This is a genomic window from Tahibacter sp., assembly GCF_032229445.1.
In the GTDB taxonomy this organism is placed as follows: Bacteria; Pseudomonadota; Gammaproteobacteria; order Xanthomonadales; family Rhodanobacteraceae; genus Tahibacter.
The window spans coordinates 1-17,732 of record NZ_JAVTWC010000017.1 but is presented as its reverse complement, the minus strand read 5'-3'; the positions used below and the strand labels follow the sequence as shown (position 1 = coordinate 17,732).

Genomic DNA, 17,732 nt, shown 5'->3' with positions numbered 1-17,732 from the left:
CACCATGAATACAGCCTGCCTACCCATGAGTCATGCGATGCCTGAGCCGGCGACCGCCCCTGCCGACGACGGCGTACTGGTGCGGCGATCGATGGACGGGGACATCCGCGCCTTCGAATTGCTGTATCGCAAGCACGTAGGCCGTGTGCACGGGGCCATCCTTCGCATCGTCGGCATGAACCACGCGCGCGCCGACGAGCTGACCCAGGACGCTTTCGTGCGCGCCTGGCAGAAGCTCGCCGGATTCCGCTTCGAAAGCGCATTCTCGACCTGGCTGTACCGGCTCGGCGTGAATGTGGCACTGATGGACCTGCGCGGCAGCGGCAAGGAACAGAATGTGGAAGACGATGTGCTCGAACTGGCGGCCGGCGGCGACGTGCCGTTCTGCGCCGGCGAGCGCGCCGACCTGGAGCAGGCAGTGGCCAAACTGCCGCCGCGCGCCCGCGCCGTGCTGGTATTGCACGATGTGGAAGGGTGGAAACATGAAGAAATTGCACGCGAGCTCGGCATGGCCGTCGGCTCGAGCAAGGCACAACTGCACCGTGCCCGCGGGCTGGTACGCAAACTCCTCGGAGCAGCCGCATGAGCGAACATGACTTCCAGTGGCGACGCCAGCTGCGCGACCTTTCCGGTCCGGTGCAGCCGCAGCGCGACCTGTGGCTCGACATCGCCGGCCGCATCGCCGCCGAGGCGCAGCAGCCGCCGACCATCGCGCCGCGTTCGCGGCGCTGGATCGTCAGCCTGGCCGCCGCGGCCAGCGTCGCGCTCGCCGTGCTCGTCGCCGGCCTTATGCAGCAGCCGTCGACGACGGAGGCGCCGCGCGTGGCGCAGCCTTCGCGCAAAGTCGATCCGGCTACGGCCATCGCCAACGTCGACAGCCAGTTCAAGCAGGTGCGCACGCAGGATCCGCGCCTGGCCGCAGCGTCCGTCGAACTTGACGCCGCCGCGGACGAGATCCGCCAGATGCTGCAACAACAACCCGATGCGGTATTTCTCGTCGGACTGCTCAACCGTACCAACGAACGACGGCTGAAACTTGCGCGCATGGGGCAAGCGTCGAGCTGATCCCGTCCCCGGAGAAGACATGAAAACGAAATTGCTGGTCCTGAGCGTGCTGCTTGCCCCCGGCCTTGTGCTCGCCGGCACGCCCATCAACGAAACCCGCCAGGTCGATGCGCGCGTGCGCATCGATGTCAGCAACGTCAAGGGCGCGGTCAACGTCAGCGCGTGGGACAAGAACGAGGTCGGCATCACCGGCACCCTCGGCGAAGGCGCCAAGCGCCTGGCCATCGAAGGCGGCGGAGGCCAGCTGACCGTCCGCGTCGAAGGCCCCGACAAGTCCGGCGGCTGGCTCGGCTGGGGCTCGGACTCCTCGATGCAGGAGTCCATCCTCAACCTCAAGGTGCCGCGGGCCGCGTCTCTAGAGGTCGGCGTGGTCAGCGCCGAAGTCGCGGTCGCCGACCTGTCCGGCGGCGAACTGCAGATCGATTCGGTATCCGGGCGCATCCGGCTGTCGGCGGTGCAGAGTCCCCGGCTGCGGCTGGAAAGCGTCAGCGGCGACGTGGAGTTCGACGGCAAGGCCGACGACGCGTCGATCGAAACCGTCAGCGGCGATGTCATCGCTCGCGGCGTCGGTAGCCGCATGCGGATGGAAACCGTCTCCGGCAACCTTCGTGCCGCGGCCGCCGCGCCGCTGAAGCAGACCGAGGCAAGCAGCGTATCGGGCGACATCGAGATCACCGGCGGCCTTGAAAAAGGCGGCCGCATCGAGATCGAGACCATGAGCGGCGACGTGCGTCTGAACTTGCCCGCCAGTGTCTCGGCCAAGATCGAAGCGGAAAGTTTCAGCGGCACGCTGCGCTCGGACTTCGGCACCGTGCAGAAACCCGAACACGGCCCGGGCTCCAGCCTGAACGCGAAAGCCGGCGACGGCGACGGCGATATCTCGGTCGACAGCTTCAGCGGCGATGTGACGATACGGCGCGAGTAGCGCCGATGGATTGCGCGCCGGGGCGATACGCCGATGGCGCGCGCCCCCGCCTTGGCCGCTTCACTCACTCCCCCGAGGGCCCAACGGGCTGGAGAGGGCCTGTCGCACTGTCTCGCGATGCGCGTTTGCGGAGCGGCTGGTTCTATTGTCGGTAACGCGGCTAGAACAAAAGATAAGTCGACAAGATGTACTTGTCGCCCGAGCGCGGCGGCGGTGCCTCGTGCTGGTACATCCAGTACGGCGGAAACATCAGCAGGCGCCCGGCGCGTGGCTGCACGCTGACGCCGAGATCCGGGAAACAGGTCTCGCCGCCGTCGGCGACGTCGTTCAGATACCACAGGAACACCAGATAGCGGTTCGCCACGGCGTCGATCGAGTCAAAGTGCAGTTGGAATCGCTCCGCGCCGCCGGGACGGTAGCGCTTGATCACCAGTTCGCTGATGCGCCGCGCCGGTGGGATGGCGATGCGCAGCCCGATGTCGCGGTTGTAGCGCGCGAGGTTGGCGTCGATGTGCGCGAGCAGGAATCCGCGGAACGCCTGGTCCGACAGGGGTGAGATGTCGAGTTCGGTCCAGGCGCTGTCCTCCAGGCCGGCGCGCTGTTGGCCGCCGTTGCCGCGCTGGAAGCGCGCAAGACCGTTGAACGAACCGACGAGCCGTGTGCAGGTGGCCGTGTCCAGGTCGTCTTCGTAGCAGCGCAGATAGTGTCGCAGCGTGCCGCGGTCCTCGTTCACCAGCGATAGCCCCAGCGCTGCAGGTAGGGATCGAGCACGGAACGCAACGGCGCGATCCAGTCGGCATAGGCACGCCATCGGTCGATCGCGCGTGTGTTCACCGGTTCGGCAACCTGAGCGTAGCTTGGCGTGGAGATGTAGCCGCGCTCGTGCGCACGCGCCTCCGGCCGCAGCAACGCGTCGTCCCAGGGCAGTTGCAGGAAATCGGTCAGCGCGCGCGCGCGCTGCGGCAGGTCGGCGACCAGGTCCTCGTAGCGCGAGACGAAGACGTCACCGCCGAGCACGGCGTGCTGATCCAGCCAGAAGTCCATCGCGGTCGCATAGCCGCGCGCGGTCGACTCCAGCGTTGCGCACAGCGCAACGAACACCGGCGAGCGGAAGTTCTGCATGTAATTGCTGAGCACCACATCGGCCGGGTGGCGCAGCGCAAGCACGATGCGGGCGTGCGGATAGAGGCGGCGCAGCAGCGGCAGCTTCAGCAGGTTCAGCGGATTCTTGTCGACGAGCTGCGTGGCTTCGCTCCAGTCGACGTGGTGCGCGACGCGTTCGCGATAGATCGCGCGCATGGCAGCGCATTGGCCGGCGCTGAGTCGGCCGAGATCTTCGGGATAGCGCAGTCCGCTGCTCTGCATGTACTCGATGAGATCCTGCAGATACGGGCGCTCGTCCATGCACGCCAGCGCCGGGTGTGCATCGAGCATGGTTTCCAGCAGCGTCGTGCCCGATCGCGGGAACCCTACGACGAAGATCGGGCTTGCCGTTGCGTCCGGCGCCGCCGGGTCGGGCGGCCAGGCGGAATACTGCTGCGCAGCGAGCCGGTGCCGCGCGATCGCGAACGGTCCGCCGGCGTGGTCGAGCAGGTCCGGCGCGCGCGCGCGGGTCTGTGCGCAGCGGACCGCGTGGGCGTGTTGTAGCGCGCGCATTGCGGCGGCCGGATCACCGTCGCGATCGCACGCGCGCGCCAATGAAAAATACAGGTTCGCGTTATGCGCCGATGCACCGCCGTCGCGCAGCAGCGCCTCGTGCTGCGCCCGCGTGGCCTGCACATCCTGTCCGCGCGAGGCCAGTGCCGCGTGCAGCAGAGCCAGATCTTCCGCCATCGCCGCGCCCAGATCGTCGCGGGCCGCCAGTGCCTCGGCTATGGCCGCCGCTTCGGGCAGGCGGTTGCAGCGCTCATGCACGGCGGCCGCGCGCAATAGCACGCGCGGATGCTGCGGATCGCGCGCATAGGCCAGCTGCAGCAGATTCTGCGCCGCGGCGGGGGCGTCGAGCCGGAACAGCAGCCAGGCCGCTTCTGCCAGCAGCGCGCCGTCTGCCTCGTGCCAGCGCAGGTCATGGTTCAGCAGCTCGCGTGCCTTGCGCGGCTCGCCGGCGTCAAAAGCCGCGACGGCCGCGTAGGTGCGGATTTCCGCGTCCTGCGGCGCCTGCAGCAGCGCGCGCTCGAGCCACCGCGTCGCCGCGACCGGCTCGGACGCATCGAGCGCGTTGAGGCCGAGATTCAGCAGCACCCCGGCGCGTTCGCCGCCGCGTCGCAGCGCTTCGCGCAGTGCGGTGTCGGCCTCGTCGTTGCAGCCGGCGTCGCGTAGCGCGTTGCCGAGGTTGTTGCAGGCTTCGAAGCCGGCGCCGGGCAGGGCGGCCTGGGTACGCAACAGCGGTATGGCCTCGTCGAAACGCTGCTGCGCCTGCAGGCTCAGTGCGAGCAGGGTGCTGGCTGCGGCGTCGGTCGCATCCGTCGCGAGCGCCTGCAGGCAGACCTGCTCGGCTTCGCGATAGCGGCCGTTTTCGATATGAGTGAGCGCGTCTGCGAGCATGTGGGGACCGGCGTGGCGGGACGATCCCAGTATCTGCGGGGCCGTTCCGCGACGGCAATCGATACGGGACCGCAGCGGGCCATTCGCGCAGTTGCGGCAACGCACCGCGTGCCATCTCGGCGCGACGCCTGCTATGCGACAATCCCGATTTCCTGCGGGCGCCTGTGCTGCGCCGTGACGAGCCGTCTGCCGTGATCATTTCGCACAAGTACCGTTACATCTTCTTCGCCGTGCCCAAGACCGGCACACATTCGATCCGCCAGGCGCTGCGTCCCTACATGGACGAGGCCGATCAGGAACAGGTCGGCCTGTTCGTGCAGAAGCGCTTCACGATGCCGGAACTCGGTGCGATCGGCCACGGCCATCTCAGCGTGCGCCAGGTCGAGCCGGTGCTGGGCGAGGTGTTCCGCGACTATTTCAAGTTCGCGTTCGTGCGCAATCCCTACGACCGCTTCGTTTCGTACTGCGCATTCATGACGCGCGAGAGCGGCCAGTTCGAGCAGAATCCGCGCGCGGTCATGCGCCATTTCATCCGTGATCGACCACCGCTGGAGCACATCCTGTTCCGGCCGCAATACCAGATGCTGGTGGATGCGCAGGACCGTCTCGCGATGGATTTCGTCGGCAGGAGCGAGCATGCGCAGGCCGACTACGAACGGATCTGCGCGCGCCTGGGTTTTCCGGCGGAAACGCTGGGCCAGGCCAACAGCTCGAAGCATCGCCCGTATGCGGAGTACTACGACGACGAGCTGCGCGCGCTCGTCGGCAATTTCTACAGTCGGGATCTCGAACTGTTCGGCTACGAGTTCGCCGGCCCGGTCGACTGAACCGCACGGCGCGATCCGCGGCGCAGGGCGGCGGCCAGCGCTGCGGCGATACTGCCGGCGGCGACAGACGTGATGTCGAACACATCCAGCCGTGCCCAGGCGATGGCACCGGCCAGTTCGAAGCCGATGTTGCCGAGGATGTCGGACAGGCGCATGCCCAGCAGCATGGCGACGCGGCCACTCGCGATCATCCACAGCGCGTAGCCCGAAGCGAGCAGCGCGAATGTCGCGGCGCACAGCGCGGCCAATGCGGTACTGCGTGGTCCGTTGCCGGCCAGTACACGGCCGATGAACAGGCCCAGCGGCAGGGCCAGGAAACTTAGTTCATCCTGCCGCCACAAGGCCGCGAGCGCCCACACCGCGCCGCCAGCCAGTGCGACCATCAGCGCGGTGGCGAGGCCGAACAGGTTCAGCGTTGGCAGCCGCCGCTCAGCGCCCATCGTGGTGATCGTGAGTGCGCGGAACGTTCGGCATCGGCATGAGGCGTTTTCGGCGGCGAAGGACCGCGCATCATAGCCGCGCCGCCAGGCGGGCGTCTGCCGCCTGCTACGTATCCGGGTCCAGCAGCCAGGCCTGCGGATGGTGTCGAAAACCGATGTGTGGGTAGTAGTCGACGGCCGCGGGCGCGGCGAGCAGCACGATCTTGGCCTGTGGCGCCGTAAGTTGAGTTCGACGTATGAGTTCGCGGCCGATGCCGCGGCGCTGATGCGCCTCGTGCACGGCGAGATCGGCCAGATACGTCGTGAAGCCGAAGTCGCTGAGGCTGCGCGCGATGCCGATGAGCTGCGCGCCGTCCCATGCCGTTATGGTCAGGTTCGCATGGGCGAGCATTGCGCCGAAGCGAGCGTCGTCGCCGATTGGTCGGCGCGCGCCGAGCGAGCAACTGGCATACAGCGCGCGCGCCGTGGCGAGGTCCGGCACGCAGTCGTCGCGATAGTCGATCATGTGCCGGCACCGTCATTGGCGATCACGCGCCGCACCGACGCGGGCAGCGCCACTGTGCAATCGTCGGCGGGAATCGGTGCTGCATAGCGCGTCTGCAGCGGCACCACGCCGGCCCAGAGAGCGAGGTCGCGGTCGGCCGGATCGTCGCGCGGTCCGCCTTCGCGGACTTTCGCGCTCGCATCGTCGATGGTGAAGCGCAGCAGCAGGGTCGCGGCCAGCTCGTTGCGGTCCGATGGCCGCGACTCCGCCGCGCGTCCCGGCAGGATCGCATCGACGAAGCGCGCGAGCGCGTCGGCCTTTTGCGCCGGGTCATCCACGACGCGCGCGGTGCCGAAGCACACGACCGAGCGGTAGTTGGCCGAATGGTGGAAGTGCGAGCGCGCCAGCACCAGTGCATCGACGTGGCTGACACTGACGCAGGCCGGAATGCCGTCCGCCAGGCCGCGCATGAGCCGGCTTGCTATGGAGCCGTGCAGCAGCACGCCATCGCCGTCGCGCGCATATAGCATGGGAATGACGAAGGGCTGGCCGTCGACACAGAACCCTACGTGGGCGAGAAATCCGGCATCAAGCACGGCGTGGACATCTGCCCTGTCGTAGCGGGCGCGGTCTTTGCTGCGGCGGACCTGATGGCGGGCGATGGGGGGCATACGCGGCTCCGGCTCTTGACGTGGCCAGTATCTGGTTCAGAATTGGCTCCACCAAGAACCGCAATCGCTGCGTGCGAAAGGGCCAATCGTGTACCTGGAACTGGATGGCAACGGCGCGCTCTACGCGCAACTCACGCGGGCCCTGAAGGCGGCCATCCTGGCCGGACGGGTCGCTGCCGGCGCACGCCTGCCGGCTACCCGCGTACTTTCTAGAGAAATGGATCTTTCCCGAAATACTGTCCTGGCCGCTTACGAACAGCTGCATGCGGAAGGTTTTCTCGTCGGCAAGGTCGGTTCCGGCAGCTACGTTGCGGAGATCGAGGCGGCGCGCCAGCCGCGCGCGGCGCCGCGCGTCGTGCCGACCAGTCCAGTGGCGCGCTATGCCAAGCGTGCGCGAGAAGTCTTCGACGACATCATTCCCGGACGGCAGTACAAGGGCCTGCGCTACAACCTGCAATACGGCCTGCCGCTGACCAACCCCACCCTGACCAGCGCCTGGCGCCGCGCGCTGGCCCAGGCCTCGGCGCATGCCGAACTGGACTATCCCGACCCGCAGGGACTGCAAAGCCTGCGCGAGCAGATCTGCGACTACCTGGCACGGCGCCGCGGCATCGTCTGCGCCGCCGACGACCTGCTCGTTGTTTCGGGCACACAGCAGGCGTTCTTTCTCGCCGCGACCGTGCTGGTCGAGGCAGCCGACGGCGTGATTCTCGAAGATCCGCACTACCGCGGCGCCCGCCAGGTATTCCAGGCCCACGGCGCGCGCGTCGAAGCCGTACCGGTGGACGCGGACGGCCTGCGCACCGATGCGCTGCCCGAGCGCGGCGCGCGTCTGATCGTCGTGACGCCGTCGCACCAGTTCCCCGCCGGCGCGGTGATGTCGCTGGCGCGACGGCTGGAACTCATCGAATACGCCGCTCGCCAGCGTGCCTGGGTCATCGAGGACGATTACGACGGCGAGTTCCGCTACGACGCGCACCCGCTCGCGGCGATGCAGTCGCTCGACCGCCACGGCCGCGTGATCTACATCGGCAGCTTCTCCAAGACCCTGTTCCCCAGCCTGCGCCTGGGCTACATGGTGCTGCCCCCGGGGCTGCGTAAAGCATTCGTCGCGGCGAAATGGTTCTGTGACCGCGGTTGTCCGGCGATCGAGCAGGGCGCGCTGGCCCGCTTCATGGCCGACGGCAGCTTCGAGCGGCACCTGCGCGACGCGGCCAAGACCCTCAAGCAGCGCCGCACCGCGATGCTCAACGGCCTGCGCCGTCACGCGCCCGCCGTCGAGGTCGCTGATACCCACGCCGGCATGCATCTGGTCGCCTGGTTGCCCGGCATCAGCCGCAGCCAATGCGAGAAGCTGATTGCGCTGGCAGCCGATCGTGGCCTTGGGCTTTACGCCATCGAACCCTATTTCCTCGGGCAGCCCTCGCGCAACGGCCTGCTGTTGGGCTACGCGAGCCTGCCGCCGGCCGATATCGAGGCAGCCATGAAACTGTTTGGCGCTTGCCTCACCGAACTGGGCCTGGGGCGGCGTCAGGCCGCATAATCCGCGTTTTGCCGGCCGTGCCGGACAGGAATCGAACCGTCACATGTCCGGCTATAGTCATTCTTCCGAACCGATCAAGCTCGAGCGCGACTGCGCCGCCGTCATGGTGCCGCAAGGCGAGGTCGTCACGCTGCCGGCGGGTCAGATCGGCTACATCACCCAGGCGCTGGGCGGCAGTTTCACGGTCTACGTCGAAGGCAACCTGTTCCGCATCCGCGGCGATGACGCCGACGCGATCGGCAAGGAACCGCCGGCGACGATAGAGCTCGACGAGGGCGCCAGTGACGACGAGGTCGAGAAACTGGTCTGGCAGCAACTGCGCACCTGCTTCGATCCGGAAATCCCGGTCAACATCGTCGACCTCGGCCTGGTCTACGAATGTGATCTGGTGCGTGGCGAAAGCGGCGAACGGGAAGTGCGCGTCCGCATGACCCTGACCGCGCCGGGCTGCGGCATGGGCGACATCCTCGTCGACGACGTGCGGGCCAAGGTTGAAGCGATTCCGACGATTGCCGGGGCTGATGTCGAGCTGACCTTTGATCCGCCGTGGACGCACGCGATGATGTCGGATGTGGCGAAGTTGGAAACGGGGATGATGTAGTAGCGTCTGCTACGACGGCCTCAGTCAGTTCTCTGCGGGAGCGCCGGTCGGCGCCAGATTGACGGCGACAGGAAGGCATAGCGCGCCAATCCCCAGAACAGCGCCAGGTTCAGCACGGCGAGCGTGATCGCTAAGTATACTAAGGGATTATGTTGCGACGGCGCGTCCGTCGCATTCAGTATCGCGACAAGACCTTTGACGCCGCTGCTCAGCAGCGCCAGGCCTGCTGCCAGGCACACGACCCACACGGACGGATGGAACAACGCGCGGCGCAGCCTCCAGGCGGCCAGGCCGACGGCTCCAAGACCGTAAATCACCACATAGGCGACATCGATGGCAGGCATCGTGTCGCGGATTGCTGCCTGTACCAGCCCGACGATAACCATGAGGCACAGGTATCCAATGTAGATCCACCACAGCGCATTCCATCGACCGGCGCTTTGCGGCGCAGGAGGCGAAGCGGAGCGCACACTGTCCGGCGCGCGCGGCGCCTGATAGGGATTGCGGTCGAATTCGTCGGGAGAAAACTCCAGTTCAGCGTCGACGGTCGGCGCGGGAGCAGACCTGCCGATCGCGTCAGGCGAGATGCCACGCTGCGCGAGTTCGTCCAGCGCGACCTCGTGTGCCAGTTCGGTCAGCGCGCCGGAACGCGCGCGGCGCAGCAATTCCGCGTCGGCGAGGTCTGAATAGCGCTGTTGCAGGGATTCGCGGGTGATTTCCAATTTGGCTTCGCAATGGTTTGTGCCGAGCGTAGCGCTGTAACGCTGCGAGTTGCCAGATCGGGGCTTGGTGAAATGCGTAGGCGGGTATGTGTTTAGCGGTTTGGCGCGATGTGCTCAGGGGATCTGGAGCGCGGCGCCGCGGGCGCTTCCCAGAAAAACCGCCGCATGCGATGCCGCCGGCATCGCATGGGCGCGAGGTGTGTTTGCAGTAAAGATCAGGAACGCGCCGCCGTTGGCGTCGCGTAGGTGTATCTCCCGCCGGTCGGCGCCGCGGGCGCCTCCCAGAAAAACCGCCGCATGCGATGCCCCCGGCATCGCATGAGCGCGGAGTGTGTCTTGCAGTAAAGATCAGGAACGCGCCGCCGTTGGCGTCGCGTAGGTGTATCTCCCGCCGGTCGGCGCCGCGGGCGCCTCCCAGAAAAACCGCCGCATGCGATGCCCCCGGCATCGCATGAGCGCGGAGTGTGTCTTGCAGTAAAGATCAGGAACGCGCCGCCGTTGGCGTCGCGTAGGTGTATCTCCCGCCGGTCGGCGCCGCGGGCGCCTCCCAGAAAAACCGCCGCATGCGATGCCCCCGGCATCGCATGAGCGCGGAGTGTGTCTTGCAGTAAAGATCAGGAACGCGCCGCCGTTGGCGTCGCGTAGGTGTATTTGCCGCCAGTCGGCGCCGCGGGCGCCTCCTCGAAAAACCGTCGCATGCGATGCCCCCGGCATCGCATGAGCGCGACGGTTTTTCACCACAGCGGTCTGTTGAAATCGAATTCGGGAGTGGCGGTCGGGCGCGCGAAGGCCGGGCCGACGCCGTAGTCGACGCCCAGGCGCAGCAGCAGGTGGGCGCGGTTGATTGAATCGACTTCGGGGGCGATGACGGCGCAGCCGGCCGCGTGGGCCTTGCGCACCAGCGCGAGCAGGGTGTCGCTCATGGACTTCGCGGTGCCGAGTTCGGACACCAGGCCGGCGGACAGGCGCACGAAATCCACGGTCAGGTTCTTCAGCGCGTGTACGGCGGCCCAGTCACGGCCGAAGTCCACCAGGCAGACGCGCACGCCGCTCTGGTGCAGGAACTTCAGGCGTTCGGCAGCGCGTGCACCGGCGTCGATGAGTTCGGAACAGGGCAGCTCGAGCGTCAGGCCGGTGCCTGACAGGTGCCGCTCCTTGAGCTCGCGCGCGAGCCAGTACGGGATGTCCGGATCGAGCAGCGTCGCGACCGATTGCGGCACGAACAGGCGCAGCTGTCGCCCGCGCTTGAGCTGTTCCTCGCGCACGCTGAGCGAGCGCTCGAGCAGCCAGCGGTCCAGCGTCGTCAGCTGGTTGCATTCGGCCGCGACCGGCGCGAGGTCGGCATAGGCGATGGCGACGCCGGCCTGGGTCGTGCTCTTGACCTTGAAGCCGAGCTCGAACTGGCCGCTGAGCTTGCCGGTCAGTGCGACGATGGGCTGAAACTCGAACTGGGTCTGTTCCGGCGTCAGCGGGCGGCTCAGCACTGCGCGCACGGCCAGCATCGGATCCGACGGGAGCAGCGCGGCTTCCTTTGCCTCGAACCACAGCACGCGGTTGCCGCCGAGATGCGCCGCGGCGATCTGTGCGGCCTCGGCGTTCGTCACGACGGCATCGACGCTGCTGTGTTCACCGCCGAGCAGCGCCATGCCGATGCTCGCGCTGACCGGGTGGCTCTGACCCTGGTAGATGAAGGGTTGGCCGGCCAGGGCGAAGCGCAGGCGTTCGGCGATACCGGTGATGTCGCTGCGCGAGCGTCGGTGCAGTAATACGAAATAGTGGAAATCGTTATATTGTGCCGGAAGATCGAGTTCGTCGAGCTGGCTGCGCAGCAGGTTGCCGACATGGGCATCGATCGCGGCAAGGCCAGTCAGGCCGATGCGTTCGCGCAGCTCGCCGGCACGGTCCAGCGCGATCGTCAGCAGCGCCGCGGAACGGTCGCCGAGCGCGGCTCCGAGTTTCTCGATCAGCACGTTGCGCGAATACAGGCCGGTGCGTGCATCGCGGCCGTCCGGATTGCCGATGATCTCGCGCAACCAGTGTGCGCGGCGCACGCGTGAAGTGACCGCGCTGAGCAGGTGCCGCGTCTTCAGCGGCTTGACCAGGAATTCGTCGCCGCCCGCGGCGATCGCGTCGAAACGCAGATTCACCGCGGAGGCATCGGCGGCCAGGATGATGGGCATCGCCGCGTATTCGGGCTGTTGCCGGATCATCTGGGTCAGCTCGATGCCGCCGACATCGGGTAGGTTGCAGTCGATCACGACCACGTCGGGACGGAACTCGGCCAGCGCGGTCAGGGTGCCCTGGCCGTTGCCGACGATGCGTGCGGTCATTCCGCGTTCGGCCAGTGCCCGTGCCGCCTCGATGGCGTTGTGCCGGTCCGGCGCAACCAGCAGAACGCGCCAGGCCGGCGCATCGTTGTGGGCGAGCAGTTCGTCGATCTTGGCCAGCACGCGCAGGCTGTCCACCGGCGCCTGGAAAAAACCTGCGGCGCCGGCACGCATCGCGAGCAGACGGTGACCGAGATCGGCATCGGGCGAGACAACGATGAGGCTGGGCAGCGCTTCGCCATCGGCTGCGAGCTTGTCGTAGATTGCGCGCACCCGGCCGTAGATGCGTAGCTTGCGCGCATCGAGGATGAGCGCACCGGGTACGGCATTCTCAAGAAAGCTCAGCAGATCCTCGGATTGTGCCGACACACGGGTATCGAAGCCGCGTTCGCGCAGGGCGCTGAGCAGGCCCGGCGCGACGCTGTCGTCGATGCCGTGCAGCGCGATCGTGCGCGGCAGACGCATGAGCGTGTCGCCGCTGGCGATCATCGCGGCGGGCCGCGTGACCGGAATCGTGTGCAGTACGCGGGGCGCGTCCGGTGTAGGGACGTCATCTGCCTGCGGGACGCTTTCGATCGGGCGTGACGCGGGCGCGGATCGATCAGCCTGCGGGACGGTCTGCTGGCCGATGGGCGGCACGGATGGTCGTGCTGCGGATGCTGCAACCGTCGGCGGCGCGGCTGCGGCGGGAGCGGTCGGAGCCGGACGCACGACCGGAATCTCGGCACTGATGCGTGCGCTCGGCAAGGTATGTACGGCTGCCTTGGTCGTGGCCGACAGGTCGGTGAGATCGGCGCCGAGCGCCTGGACCATTTCGGCCAGGCGCTGCAGGTTGCGTGTGTTCGGCACCAGTGCATCGTCGATGAAGGAGCAGAGGTAGGCTGCCAGCTCCAGCGCGTCGGTATTGAGCTGATCCAGGCCCAGGCGCTCGCTGGTGTCGGCGACCTGGTCGAGTTCGTCGCCTAGCTGGCGCGCCGCGTTGCGGTCCCAGCCGCCCTGAGCCAGCGGTTGCCAGCGTCGCACCAGCGACAGGCAGCGCTGACGCAGCTCGTCGCGTGCGGCGGCATCGGTGCGCATGCTGCCCTGGTTGCTCACAAGGGCGCTCCGCAGGCGGCGGTAAAAATGGACGGTATTCGCAGCTGGTCGCCCGCCGCTGTCGTCCGTGCTTCGATGACCCGCTTAGCCATCCGATTGCCCTGTATCGGTCCTGTAGGCGCGCGACGGCCTGCGCCCTGGGACGCAGCATGCAGCGTGCCGTTGCGGTCTTGCGTGCGTGCAATCACAGTTTGGTCCAAGAATCTGGCGGCCCAGTCATGGCCATAGAACGCAATTCGGGCGTCGATACCGTCATCGCTGGCGCCCGGTTGACCTCGCCTGCGCCGGTCGCCAAGCTTCGATGCCGGGCGATCGCCATGCCTTCAGGCACTGTGGAGAAGTCGACAATGCGCAAGTATCTGCACCTGATCGCAACGGCGTTGTTCGTTCTTGCCCTGCTCTGGCAGTGCCTGTTCTGGGGTGGCGCGAGCACCCTGCCGGAAACCGGTCCTATTGTGCGCCGTTCGGCCTTGCGCGAGGCGCCACTCGTCGCAGGCCTGCTCGTCGTCGGCGAGTTGCTCGGCAAAGCAGTTCCGGCGCTCGGCGATCTGGGCCGCGGTTGGGCCGACAAGGCGCTGAGCCCTGCTGCCGAGCGGCTCAAGGCGGACCCTGATGTCGCAATGGACCTCATCTTCGGCGAGTCCCTGAATTCGACCCAGCGCGTCGCCACGCGCGGTGTCTATGCTTTGCCGGTATTGCTGTTGCTGGCGGTGATCGCCTGGCTGCGCCGCCCGCGCCAGGTGCGCATGCTCGGTAGCAGGCGGCGCTGAGGCGCTGTCGGACCGTCACTGCATCCCTCGTGCCGCTCTTCAGGGAATCGGCACTTTCTTTCTCCGCCTCTGGCCCGAGCGCGATCGTGTGTCCCGCCCGCTGTGCGGAGGAGTCCGCCTCGAAGCACCAGTGCAGCGGCGATTGAGCCATCTGCGCAGTTGCTGGCCTGAGGCGTGCTGAACACGCGCGTACAGTTGTTTTCGATCCGGTCACCAAAGCGTCGCTTTCTGACAAATTGGGTCACTTTTTCGTCGTGCGCCAAGGGGCCTCTGGACCAGCAATGGGGCGGGCTCGAGCACATCCGAAGCATTTCGTAGAAATGTTAATTTGTCCGTACAAATTTGTTGCGATGCAATACAAATGCTGGTGGATCAACTACTTAGCGGCGACATTTGGTTGACGGACGGTTGCAGCCGCTGCTAGTTTGCCTCGCGTTTTCGAGGCCGGGGGGTTTCGGATGCACGCTCGCAAGAACCGGTGATCAGCGCCTGGAGCAGGCTCTGCGGTTCATCAGCACAGTAAGTACCCGCGACTGCCCGCTACGGGCGGCAGTGGCGACGGGACGTGCGCAGCGAGCGAACAGGAGCGATGTACGGGGCTGTTCAGGCAGCCGCTCATTCCTAGTTCCGGTGGGGGTTGAATCGTGAAAGTAGTTTCGAATAGCGGTATTCGTCGTAGCGCGCTGGCGCTGGCTTTGCTCGGTGCAGCGGTTTCGGCGCAGGCCGCGGGCGTCACCGCAGCCGAGCGCTCGGCCAATGCCGATCGCGTGAACTTCGCCGTGGCGGCGCCCGGCGAGAAGATCGACAGCTTCATCGTTTACTACAACGGCCAGGAATCGAGCCTGTCGCGCAGCGAGTCTGCATCCGCCCAGGCGCTGAGCCTCGCGACGCAGGACGCTGCGCGCGTCGGCAAAAGCCTGGGTCTGAGCCTGAGTATCGAGCGTGAACTCGCCACCGGCGGCGTGCTGATCCGCGCCGAAAGCGCGACCGGGGCGCGCCCGTCCAGCGGTGCCATCGATGCCGAGCGCGTGATGGTCGAGATCGCGAAGAATCCGAATGTCAGCAAGGTGGAGCCCAACAAGCGGGTACACGCCTTCTTCGTGCCCAACGACACGCGCTACGGCGAACAGTGGGACATGTTCAACGCGGTCGGTGGCATGAATGTGCAGTCGGCCTGGGACGTGGCGACCGGCAGCGGCGTCGTCGTCGCCGTGATCGACACTGGCATCGCCCCGCACTCCGACCTCGCCGGCCAGACCGTGGCGGGTTACGACTTCATCTCGTCGTCGGCAACGGCGCGCGACGGCAATGGCCGCGACTCCAACCCGAATGACGAGGGCGACTGGTTCGCCGCCAACGAATGCGGCGTGTCGTATTCGTCGGGTTCGAGCTGGCACGGTACGCATGTGGCCGGCACGGTCGCGGCGATCGCGAACAACAGCAAGGGCGTCGCCGGCGTGGCGTTCAACGCCAAGGTCCAGCCGGTGCGCGTGCTCGGCAAGTGCGGCGGCTCGATCGCCGACATCGCCGACGCCATCATCTGGTCCTCGGGCGGCACGGTCTCCGGCGTGCCGGCCAATGCGACCCCCGCCAAGGTCATCAACCTGAGCCTCGGTGGCCAGGGCGCCTGCTCCTCGACCGAGCAGAGCGCGATCAACTCGGCGCGTTCGCGCGGCACGGTGCTCGCCATCGCGGCCGGCAACGACAATGCCAACGTGTCCGGCTTCGATCCCGGCAACTGCGCCGGCGTGATCTCGATCGCCGCAACCACCAAGGCCGGCAGCCGCGCGAGCTATTCCAATTACGGCGCACTGATCGACGTGTCCGCTCCGGGCGGCGACGGCGGCGGTGGCGCGGGCGACATCCTGTCCACGCTGAATTCGGGCAGCAGCACGCAGAGCACCGAGTCCTACGCGTTCTACGCCGGTACCTCGATGGCGGCCCCGCACGTCGCGGGTCTGGCGGCACTGATGCTGTCGAAGAACCCGGCGCTGACGCCCGACCAGATCGAGACGCTGATCAAGAACAACGCCAAGGCGCTGCCGGGCACCTGCTCCGGTGGTTGCGGCACCGGCATCATCGATGCGGCCAAGACCCTGACCGCGGTCGGCGGCGGTGGCGGCGGCAACGTCGCTCCGGTGGCCAACTTCGGCGTGACCACCAGCGGCCTGACGGCGAGCTTCACCGATACCTCCACCGACAGCGACGGCAGTATCGCTTCGCGCGCCTGGAACTTCGGCGACAGCACGACATCGACCGCGGCAAATCCGAGCAAGACCTATGCGGCGGCCGGCACCTACACGGTCACCCTGACCGTGACCGACAACGGCGGCGCGACCAACACCCGGACCCAGTCGGTCACGGTGTCGGCGGGCGGCGGTGGCGGCAACGTACTGACCAACGGGGTGGCCAAGACCGGCCTGTCCGGCGCGGCCAACGCGGAAACGACTTACACGATGGTCGTTCCGGCCGGCGCGACGGGCCTGAAGTTCGTCATGGCCGGCGGTACTGGTGATGCCGACATGTACGTGAAGTTCGGCTCGGCGCCGACGACGACCAGCTACGACTGCCGTCCCTACCTCGGCGGCAATGCGGAAACCTGCACCATCGCAACGGCCCAGGCCGGCACCTACTACGTCAAGCTGCGCGGCTACAGCGCGTACACCGGCGTCAGCCTGACAGGCAGCTACACCACGGGCGGCGGCGGTGGCGGTGGTCCCTTCACCAACACGACCGACTACAACATCCCGGACTCGAGCAACGTGTCCAGCCCGATCACGGTCAGCGGTCAGAGCGGCAACGGTTCGACCACGACCCAGGTGGCGGTCAACATTGTCCACACGTATCGTGGTGATCTTCAGATCGACCTGATTGCGCCGAACGGTACGAGCACGCGCCTCAAGAGTGCCAGTTCCAGCGACGGCGCGGACAACGTGATCGCTACCTACAGCGTCAACACCTCGGGTTCGCCGCGCAACGGGACCTGGCAGCTCAGGGTCAGCGACCTGTATTCGGGCGATACCGGTTACATCAACCAGTGGTCGATCCAGTTCTGAGCGCAATTACGAGTAATAGAGTTCGGCGCCGGGCATGAAGCCCGGTGCCGATCCGCCCGCGGGATTGCTGGCGGTGGAGCACGGATGCCCAACGGGACGTTCCATAGCCGTGGCCCAGGCCGCGGCTATGGTTTCGCACCAGCCCGGCGCAGACCGCGCCGGAATCGGATTACGAGTGCGACGACACGATCGGTTTCGTCGCCTCACGCATCGCGCCGGCAGCCACGTTTGCCGCGCACCCGTCCTCGGAGGGGAGGAGCCCGGTTCACACGCAGTATCCCTGCGTGCCGTTCCGGTCTGGCTTGGTTCGTTACGACCAACGCCTTGCAACGTCGCCGGCGCACGGGCCGGCGTCAGTAACGGAGAACCCCTGTCCGCCCCCTGCGGGCAGGGGTTGCTTCGCTGCACGGGTCTACAAGATTTGGCAGCAACGCTTTTGCGGTCGACACCAGATCTCCACAATCTCGCCGAACGCCGCTGCAACCGAATGCGTTGTCGCCCTTGGGCCGAGCACCAGATCTCCAGAACCCTGGCCGAACGCTGCGCGTCCGGCCCGTTGGGCGTTCAGAGTGATCAGAACCTGTGGTTCTGAGCGATCACTCTTCACCCGGCCCGTTGGGCGTTCAGAGTGATCAGAACCAGTGGTTCTGAGCGATCACTCT

At 66.9% G+C, this 17,732-nt stretch carries 15 protein-coding genes and 1 pseudogene; 9 read left to right on the top strand and 7 right to left on the bottom strand.

What is annotated here, in order from left to right; all coding sequences use genetic code 11:
• The first annotated feature begins 37 nt into the window (after positions 1-37).
• The 3 genes from RUU78_RS03500 to RUU78_RS03490 are packed head-to-tail and all read left to right on the top strand — an operon-like array spanning position 38 to position 1,990.
• Positions 38-586, top strand: a complete 549-nt coding sequence (locus tag RUU78_RS03500) for a sigma-70 family RNA polymerase sigma factor (protein WP_313913720.1) — start codon at positions 38-40, stop codon at positions 584-586.
• On the top strand, positions 583-1,065 hold the full coding sequence (locus tag RUU78_RS03495) for a hypothetical protein (RefSeq protein ID WP_313913718.1): 483 nt from the start codon (positions 583-585) through the stop codon (positions 1,063-1,065). Before RUU78_RS03500 ends, RUU78_RS03495 begins: the two co-directional genes overlap by 4 nt.
• A 19-nt stretch (positions 1,066-1,084) precedes the next feature.
• Entirely contained in the window at positions 1,085-1,990 is a 906-nt protein-coding gene (locus RUU78_RS03490) for a DUF4097 family beta strand repeat-containing protein (RefSeq protein WP_313913716.1), read from the top strand.
• 160 nt (positions 1,991-2,150) lie between these two features.
• Here the strand turns inward: RUU78_RS03490 and RUU78_RS03485 are convergent, their stop codons facing one another.
• Positions 2,151-2,723, bottom strand: a complete 573-nt coding sequence (locus tag RUU78_RS03485; protein WP_313913714.1) for a 2OG-Fe(II) oxygenase — start codon at positions 2,721-2,723, stop codon at positions 2,151-2,153.
• Positions 2,720-4,534 carry a sulfotransferase gene (locus RUU78_RS03480; RefSeq protein WP_313913712.1) on the bottom strand — a complete coding sequence of 605 codons (1,815 nt, stop codon included), beginning with the start codon at positions 4,532-4,534 and terminating at the stop codon, positions 2,720-2,722. The genes RUU78_RS03485 and RUU78_RS03480 overlap by 4 nt, the downstream gene beginning before the upstream one ends.
• A 191-nt stretch (positions 4,535-4,725) precedes the next feature.
• Here RUU78_RS03480 and RUU78_RS03475 point away from each other — a divergent pair, with 191 nt between their 5' ends.
• Positions 4,726-5,361, top strand: coding sequence for a sulfotransferase family 2 domain-containing protein (locus RUU78_RS03475; protein WP_313913710.1), 636 nt, complete (start codon positions 4,726-4,728; stop codon positions 5,359-5,361).
• On the opposite strand, the gene RUU78_RS03470 is transcribed toward RUU78_RS03475, so the two are convergent.
• The 3 genes from RUU78_RS03470 to RUU78_RS03460 form a co-directional block, all read right to left on the bottom strand.
• Positions 5,334-5,801 carry a hypothetical protein gene (locus tag RUU78_RS03470; RefSeq protein WP_313913708.1) on the bottom strand — a complete coding sequence of 156 codons (468 nt, stop codon included), beginning with the start codon at positions 5,799-5,801 and terminating at the stop codon, positions 5,334-5,336. The genes RUU78_RS03475 and RUU78_RS03470 overlap by 28 nt on opposite strands.
• 106 nt (positions 5,802-5,907) lie before the next feature.
• Positions 5,908-6,306, bottom strand: a complete 399-nt coding sequence (locus RUU78_RS03465) for a GNAT family N-acetyltransferase (protein WP_313913707.1) — start codon at positions 6,304-6,306, stop codon at positions 5,908-5,910.
• Complete coding sequence (locus RUU78_RS03460) at positions 6,303-6,956, bottom strand: pyridoxamine 5'-phosphate oxidase family protein (RefSeq protein WP_313913705.1); 654 nt, start codon at positions 6,954-6,956, stop codon at positions 6,303-6,305. The genes RUU78_RS03465 and RUU78_RS03460 overlap by 4 nt, the downstream gene beginning before the upstream one ends.
• Before the next feature lie 88 nt (positions 6,957-7,044).
• On the opposite strand from RUU78_RS03460, the gene RUU78_RS03455 reads away from it, so the two are divergent.
• Both RUU78_RS03455 and sufT read left to right on the top strand, forming a co-directional pair.
• A complete protein-coding gene (locus RUU78_RS03455; RefSeq protein ID WP_313913703.1) occupies positions 7,045-8,499 on the top strand; it encodes a PLP-dependent aminotransferase family protein in 1,455 nt (484 codons plus the stop codon).
• Positions 8,500-8,542: 43 nt separating this feature from the next.
• The gene (sufT, locus tag RUU78_RS03450; RefSeq protein ID WP_313913701.1) at positions 8,543-9,100 is read left to right on the top strand and encodes a putative Fe-S cluster assembly protein SufT; all 558 of its coding nucleotides are present in this window, start codon (positions 8,543-8,545) and stop codon (positions 9,098-9,100) included.
• A 20-nt stretch (positions 9,101-9,120) separates the two neighbouring features.
• On the opposite strand, the gene RUU78_RS03445 is transcribed toward sufT, so the two are convergent.
• Positions 9,121-9,822, bottom strand: a complete 702-nt coding sequence (locus RUU78_RS03445; protein WP_313913699.1) for a hypothetical protein — start codon at positions 9,820-9,822, stop codon at positions 9,121-9,123.
• A 734-nt stretch (positions 9,823-10,556) separates the two neighbouring features.
• Positions 10,557-13,244 (bottom strand): EAL domain-containing protein, encoded by a 2,688-nt coding sequence (locus RUU78_RS03440; RefSeq protein WP_313913697.1) that lies wholly within the window; start codon positions 13,242-13,244, stop codon positions 10,557-10,559.
• A 347-nt stretch (positions 13,245-13,591) separates the two neighbouring features.
• Here RUU78_RS03440 and RUU78_RS03435 point away from each other — a divergent pair, with 347 nt between their 5' ends.
• The 3 genes and pseudogenes from RUU78_RS03435 to RUU78_RS03425 all read left to right on the top strand — a co-directional run bounded on the left by RUU78_RS03435 (position 13,592) and on the right by RUU78_RS03425 (position 17,070).
• Positions 13,592-14,014, top strand: a complete 423-nt coding sequence (locus tag RUU78_RS03435) for a hypothetical protein (RefSeq protein WP_313913695.1) — start codon at positions 13,592-13,594, stop codon at positions 14,012-14,014.
• A gap of 644 nt (positions 14,015-14,658) precedes the next feature.
• A pseudogene (locus tag RUU78_RS03430) lies at positions 14,659-16,368 on the top strand (S8 family serine peptidase); the annotation flags it as partial.
• A 102-nt stretch (positions 16,369-16,470) separates the two neighbouring features.
• Positions 16,471-17,070 carry a proprotein convertase P-domain-containing protein gene (locus tag RUU78_RS03425; protein WP_313913859.1) on the top strand — a complete coding sequence of 200 codons (600 nt, stop codon included), beginning with the start codon at positions 16,471-16,473 and terminating at the stop codon, positions 17,068-17,070.
• Positions 17,071-17,732 lie beyond the last annotated feature (662 nt).

Bases quoted from the DNA above. Each gene is read 5' to 3' on its own strand.
- RUU78_RS03500 (WP_313913720.1), top strand. From the start codon at position 38: ATGCCTGAGCCGGCGACCGCCCCTGCCGACGACGGCGTACTGGTGCGG.
- RUU78_RS03495 (WP_313913718.1), top strand. From the start codon at position 583: ATGAGCGAACATGACTTCCAGTGGCGACGCCAGCTGCGCGACCTTTCC.
- RUU78_RS03490 (WP_313913716.1), top strand. From the start codon at position 1,085: ATGAAAACGAAATTGCTGGTCCTGAGCGTGCTGCTTGCCCCCGGCCTT.
- RUU78_RS03480 (WP_313913712.1), bottom strand. From the start codon at position 4,534: ATGCTCGCAGACGCGCTCACTCATATCGAAAACGGCCGCTATCGCGAA.
- RUU78_RS03470 (WP_313913708.1), bottom strand. From the start codon at position 5,801: ATGGGCGCTGAGCGGCGGCTGCCAACGCTGAACCTGTTCGGCCTCGCC.
- RUU78_RS03465 (WP_313913707.1), bottom strand. From the start codon at position 6,306: ATGATCGACTATCGCGACGACTGCGTGCCGGACCTCGCCACGGCGCGC.
- RUU78_RS03460 (WP_313913705.1), bottom strand. From the start codon at position 6,956: ATGCCCCCCATCGCCCGCCATCAGGTCCGCCGCAGCAAAGACCGCGCC.
- sufT (WP_313913701.1), top strand. From the start codon at position 8,543: ATGTCCGGCTATAGTCATTCTTCCGAACCGATCAAGCTCGAGCGCGAC.
- RUU78_RS03435 (WP_313913695.1), top strand. From the start codon at position 13,592: ATGCGCAAGTATCTGCACCTGATCGCAACGGCGTTGTTCGTTCTTGCC.
- RUU78_RS03425 (WP_313913859.1), top strand. From the start codon at position 16,471: ATGGTCGTTCCGGCCGGCGCGACGGGCCTGAAGTTCGTCATGGCCGGC.